We start from the raw sequence: 5,028 nt of genomic DNA on the forward strand, positions 1-5,028 counted from the left end.
CAAGGACGGGCGCGGCGCGGCCGGTCGCTGCCGGCCCGGAGCCGCAGCCCGCGGTCCGGTCCCTGGCGGCTCAGCCCTGCGGGGACTCCTGCACGAGATCGACGACGACGAGCTCGCGCGGGTTGTTCACCCGCACGCCGACGACGCTGTTGCCGAGCCCGCGGCTGATCACCATGGCGGTGTCCCCCTGGCGGTGCACGCCCTCGGTGAGCGCCGGGAACCATCCCTGGTGCGGGGCGAAGAGCGGCCCGATCAGCGGCAGCCGCACCTGCCCGCCGTGCGCATGACCCGAGAGGACGACGTCCGCGCCGTGATCGGCGTACTGGGCGAGGAACTCGGGGCGATGGGCGAGCAGCACCGTCGGGCCCGGTGCGGACTCGAGCTCGAACCGGTCCAGCACCGCGGCGGGCTGGGCCGGGGTGCGTCCGTCGACCACGGCGACCCGTCGATCCTCGAGCCCCGCGACCGTCACCTCGGTGCCGCGGATCTCGAGGCTCGTCACCTCGTCGCGCAGGATCGTCACCCCGGCGTCCTCGAGCCCCGTCAGCAGCTCCTCGCGCAGGGCGGAGTCGCCCTCGTGGTTGCCGAGCACGAAGAAGGTGGGGGCGACGGCGCTGAGGTGCTCGGCGAGGTCCAGGACGGGGCCGAGTTCGGTGGTGCGCATGTCGATCAGGTCGCCGGTGAGCGCGACGAGATCGACGTCCCGCTGCTCGATCTCGGCGGCGAGCCGGTCCTGGAAGTCGCCGTGGCCGGCGGCGTGCAGGTCGGAGACGTGCGCGATGCGCAGCCCGCCCTCCGGGGTCGCGGCGACCTCGACCGCCTGCTCGGTGACCACGAGGCGACGGTTGTCCCAGAGCAGCCAGCCGGCACCGAGCAGCAGCACGAGCGCCGCGACGAGCGCGCCGACGACCAGGCGCTGACCCCGGGCGCGGCCGGTCCCGGCGCGCCGCGGGGCGACGGACAGCGGGGCGCTCACCGCACGGTGATGCCGTCGGCCGCCATCGCGGCCTTCGCCTCGCCGATCGTCATCTCCTGGAAGTGGAACACGCTCGCGGCGAGCACGGCGTCCGCCCCGGCGTGGACGGCGGGGGCGAAGTGCTCGGGCCGTCCGGCGCCGCCGGAGGCGATCAGCGGCAGGCTCGTCGCCTCGCGGGCGAGGGTGATCAGCTCGAGGTCGAAGCCGTCCTTGGTGCCGTCGGCGTCCATCGAGTTCAGCAGGATCTCCCCCGCGCCGCGCTCGGTGACCTCACGGATCCACTCGATCGCGTCGATGCCGGTGCCGCGACGGCCGCCGTGCGTGGTGACCTCGAAGCCTGAGCCGGTGCGAGCGGTGCCCTCGGGGGTCTCGTCGGAGACGCGGCGGGCGTCGATCGAGAGGACCAGCACCTGGTTCCCGAACCGGCGGGAGATCTCGGAGATCACGCCTGGACGGGAGATCGCGGCGGTGTTCACGCCGCACTTGTCGGCGCCGGCGCGCAGCAGCTGGTCGACGTCCTCGGCGGAGCGGACCCCGCCGCCGACGGTCAGCGGGATGAACACTTGCTCGGCGGTGCGGCGCACGACCTCGATCATCGTCTCCCGGCCGCCGGAGGAGGCGGTGACGTCGAGGAAGGTGAGCTCGTCGGCGCCCTCGGCGCCGTAGCGCGCCGCGAGCTCGACGGGGTCCCCGGCGTCCCGCAGGTCCTTGAAGTTCACGCCCTTGACGACGCGGCCCGCGTCGACGTCCAGGCACGGGATCACACGGACGGCGACACTCATGCGTCGATCCTCTCCAGGTCGAGCTCTTCGGCTCCTTCGATGATGAACTGCTTGCGCGGCGCGACCTCGGAGCCCATCAGCAGCTCGAAGATGGAGCTGGCGGCCTCGGCGTCCTCGATCCGCACCCGCCGCAGCATGCGGTGGCGCGGGTCCATGGTGGTGTCCGCGAGCTGATCGGCGTCCATCTCGCCCAGGCCCTTGTAGCGCTGGATCGGCTCCTTGAACTTCTTGCCGCGGCGCTCGAGGTTCTTCAGCAGCTTGTGCAGCTCGGCCTCGGAGTAGGTGTAGACCAGCTCGTTCTTCTTCGAGCCGCCGTGGATGATCTCGACCCGGTGCAGGGGCGGCACCGCCGCATAGACTCGGCCCGCCTCGACCAGGGGGCGCATGTAGCGGTGGAAGAGGGTCAGCAGCAGGGTGCGGATGTGGGCGCCGTCCACGTCGGCGTCGGTCATCATGATGATCTTGCCGTAGCGGGCGGCCTCGAGGTCGAAGGTGCGACCGGACCCGGCGCCGATCACCTGGATGATGTTCGCGCACTCGGCGTTCTTGAGCATGTCCGTGATGGACGCCTTCTGCACGTTGAGGATCTTGCCGCGGATGGGCAGCAGCGCCTGGAACTCGGAGGAGCGGGCGTTCTTCGCCGTGCCGAGCGCGCTGTCGCCCTCGACGATGAACAGCTCGGAGCGGTCGACGTCGTGGGTGCGGCAGTCCGCGAGCTTGGTCGGCATCGTGGAGGACTCCAGCGCGTTCTTGCGCCGCGAGACCTCCTTGTGCATGCGCGCCGCGATACGGGCCCGCATCTCGGAGACGACCTTGTCGACGACGAGCGCCGCCTGCTCCTTCTCCCCCTTCTTCGTGGAGGTGAGGAAGTCGGTGAGGCGGTCCTCGACGACCTTCGCGACGATCTGGCGGATCGCGGGGGTGCCGAGGACCTCCTTGGTCTGGCCCTCGAACTGCGGCTCGTCGATGCGGACGCTCACCACGGCGGTGAGGCCGGCGAGGGTGTCGTCCTTCTCGATCTTCTCGTTCTTCGCGTTGAACTTCACGCGGCGGGCCTGGTTCTCGACCTGCTTGCGCATCGTCTTGACCAGCGCCTGCTCGAAGCCGGTGACGTGCGTGCCGCCCTTGGGGGTCGCCACGATGTTCACGAAGGAGCGCAGCGTCGAGTCGAAGTCGGAGCCCCAGCGCAGGGCGATGTCGACCTCACAGGTGCGCGCGACGTCGGTGGAGACCATGTGCCCGTTCTTGTCGAGGACCGGGATCGTCTCGGTGTAGTCGCCCGAGCCCTGGAGCCGGATCACGTCGGTGATCTTCTGGTCCTGGGCGAGGTACTCGACGAACTCGCTGATGCCGCCGTCGTACTTGAAGGTGCGGGTGGCGGGCTGGTCGGGGTTCGCCTCGGGGCGGTGGTCGGTGACCGAGAGCTGCAGGCCCGGGACGAGGAAGGCGGTCTGCCGGGAGCGGCGTGTGAGGTCGTCCAGGGAGAAGTGGGAGCCCTTGACGAAGATCTGCGGATCGGCCCAGTAGCGCACGCGGGTGCCGGTCACGCCGCGCTTGGTCTTGCCGACCACGCGCAGCTCGCCGGGGCCGTCGGCCGGGGTGAACCCGGACTCCGGCGAGGGCTCGCCCTCGTCGGCGAAGACGCCGGGCACGCCGCGCTGGAAGCTCATCGCGTAGGTCTTCCCGCCGCGGTCCACCTCCACGTCGAGGCGGGCCGAGAGCGCGTTGACGACGCTCGCGCCGACGCCGTGCAGACCGCCGGAGGCGGCGTAGGAGCCGCCGCCGAACTTCCCGCCCGCGTGGAGCTTGGTGTAGACGACCTCGACGCCGGTGAGGCCGGTGCGGGGCTCGACGTCCACCGGGACGCCGCGGCCGGTGTCGCGCACCTCGACGGAGTGATCGGGGTGGAGGATCACTGCGATCGACTCGCCGTATCCGCCGAGCGCCTCGTCGACGGCGTTGTCGAGGATCTCCCAGAGGCAGTGCATGAGGCCCCGGGAGTCGGTGGAGCCGATGTACATGCCGGGACGCTTGCGCACGGCCTCGAGGCCCTCGAGGACCTGGAGGTTGCGGGCGTCGTAGGCGGACTTCTTCGCGGCGGTGGTGGTGGACACCCTCCGGATCCTACGACGAACGACGCCGCGAACAGCGCATCCGCCGCTCGCGGTGCGCGGCGGCGCGGTCCGGCTCACAGGGCTTTGCGCCCCTGGCGAACCAGGGCTGTGGACGCTCCCGTCGGCGCCCGGGTCGGTGCTACAAATGACCGCATGAACCTCACTCTCGAAGCCCCCCGGCTCACTGCCCACGACCGCTGCGACCGCTGCGGCGCCCAGGCGTACGTCAAGGTGCTGCTCGAGGCGGGCGGCGAGCTCATGTTCTGCGCCCACCACGCCCGCGCCCACGAGGACGCCCTGAAGGGCATCGCCTCCGAGGTCATCGACGAGACCGAGCGGCTCCACCTCAAGCCGGAGCCCGTCGAGGACTGATCGACGTGCTGCGAGGAACGAGCGGCAGGAGATCAGTCGGAACGGCACAGGACTGATCATCCTCCTCCCCGCTTCCACGAAGGGTGCCCGCCATCATGGCGGGCACCCTTCGTCGTGTCCGGGAGCGGCGGCCCGCGACTCAGTCGCGCAGCAGCTCCTCCGCGCCGAGCACGTACTCGATCCAGGCGCTGTCGCGGCCCTCGCGCGGCTCGCGCTGGCCGGTCGCGCGGAAGCCGAGGCGCTCGTAGACGGCCCGTGCGGAGGAGTTGGTGTCGTCGACGTCGAGGCTCAGCTCGGGCCTGCCGATCGAGATCGCGAGCTCCGCGACGCTGCGCAGGAGCAGCGTGGAGATGCCGCGGCCCCGTGCGGCCGGCCGCACCCAGAGCGAGACGATGTGCGAGCGGTCCTCGGGGATCGGATGCTCCGGCGTGTAGCCCTCGGGCAGCAGGGCGATCCCGCCGAGCACCGTCTCGCCGGCGCGGGCCTGAAGGTGGATCCGGGGCCCGGCGATCTCCTCCCGCCACTGCTCCTCGGTGCGGGAGCGCACCTCGGCGAGGTCGGCCCAGAAGGCGTCCGGGTCGGCCTCGAGCATGTCCAGTCGCAGATCGCGGTGCGCACGCCACTGCTCGGGCAGGACGCGGTGCACCTCGACGGGCAGCGGTGCGGCGTCGTCGAGCGCGGCGCGAGCGGGCTCGGCGGTGTGCGGCGCTGCGCCGCGGTGCTGCGACATGGCTCCTCCAGCGTGGTCCGACGGAGGGCGGGCCCGGGATCCGCGGAGGATCCC

General features: G+C 71.6%; 5 protein-coding genes. 1 reads left to right on the top strand and 4 read right to left on the bottom strand.

All coding sequences use genetic code 11. The features are described 5' to 3' along the window. Window positions 1–70 precede the first annotated feature (70 nt). Genes HMPREF3159_RS08440 through HMPREF3159_RS08450 form a run of 3 tightly spaced genes read right to left on the bottom strand, consistent with a single transcriptional unit; the run spans window position 71 to window position 3,872 of the window. Window positions 71–976, bottom strand: coding sequence for a metallophosphoesterase (locus HMPREF3159_RS08440; RefSeq protein ID WP_083305877.1), 906 nt, complete (start codon window positions 974–976; stop codon window positions 71–73). After that, window positions 973–1,758 (bottom strand): imidazole glycerol phosphate synthase subunit HisF, encoded by a 786-nt coding sequence (gene hisF / locus HMPREF3159_RS08445; RefSeq protein WP_070500627.1) that lies wholly within the window; start codon window positions 1,756–1,758, stop codon window positions 973–975. Before hisF ends, HMPREF3159_RS08440 begins: the two co-directional genes overlap by 4 nt. Next, the gene (locus tag HMPREF3159_RS08450) at window positions 1,755–3,872 is read right to left on the bottom strand and encodes a DNA gyrase/topoisomerase IV subunit B (protein WP_070500628.1); all 2,118 of its coding nucleotides are present in this window, start codon (window positions 3,870–3,872) and stop codon (window positions 1,755–1,757) included. Before HMPREF3159_RS08450 ends, hisF begins: the two co-directional genes overlap by 4 nt. 153 nt (window positions 3,873–4,025) lie before the next feature. On the opposite strand from HMPREF3159_RS08450, the gene HMPREF3159_RS08455 reads away from it, so the two are divergent. Next, the gene (locus HMPREF3159_RS08455) at window positions 4,026–4,244 is read left to right on the top strand and encodes a DUF7455 domain-containing protein (protein ID WP_010550606.1); all 219 of its coding nucleotides are present in this window, start codon (window positions 4,026–4,028) and stop codon (window positions 4,242–4,244) included. Window positions 4,245–4,383: 139 nt separating this feature from the next. On the opposite strand, the gene HMPREF3159_RS08460 is transcribed toward HMPREF3159_RS08455, so the two are convergent. Next, window positions 4,384–4,974 (bottom strand): GNAT family N-acetyltransferase, encoded by a 591-nt coding sequence (locus HMPREF3159_RS08460; protein ID WP_070500629.1) that lies wholly within the window; start codon window positions 4,972–4,974, stop codon window positions 4,384–4,386. Window positions 4,975–5,028: the final 54 nt, after the last annotated feature.

Origin of the sequence: Brachybacterium sp. HMSC06H03 (genome assembly GCF_001807385.1) — a bacterium.
In the GTDB taxonomy this organism is placed as follows: domain Bacteria; phylum Actinomycetota; class Actinomycetes; order Actinomycetales; family Dermabacteraceae; genus Brachybacterium; species Brachybacterium conglomeratum.

What these genes read in the sequence shown, in the direction of transcription:
- hisF (WP_070500627.1), bottom strand. Translation starts at nt 1,758, where the DNA reads ATGAGTGTCGCCGTCCGTGTGATCCCGTGCCTGGACGTCGACGCGGGC.
- HMPREF3159_RS08455 (WP_010550606.1), top strand. Translation starts at nt 4,026, where the DNA reads ATGAACCTCACTCTCGAAGCCCCCCGGCTCACTGCCCACGACCGCTGC.
- HMPREF3159_RS08460 (WP_070500629.1), bottom strand. Translation starts at nt 4,974, where the DNA reads ATGTCGCAGCACCGCGGCGCAGCGCCGCACACCGCCGAGCCCGCTCGC.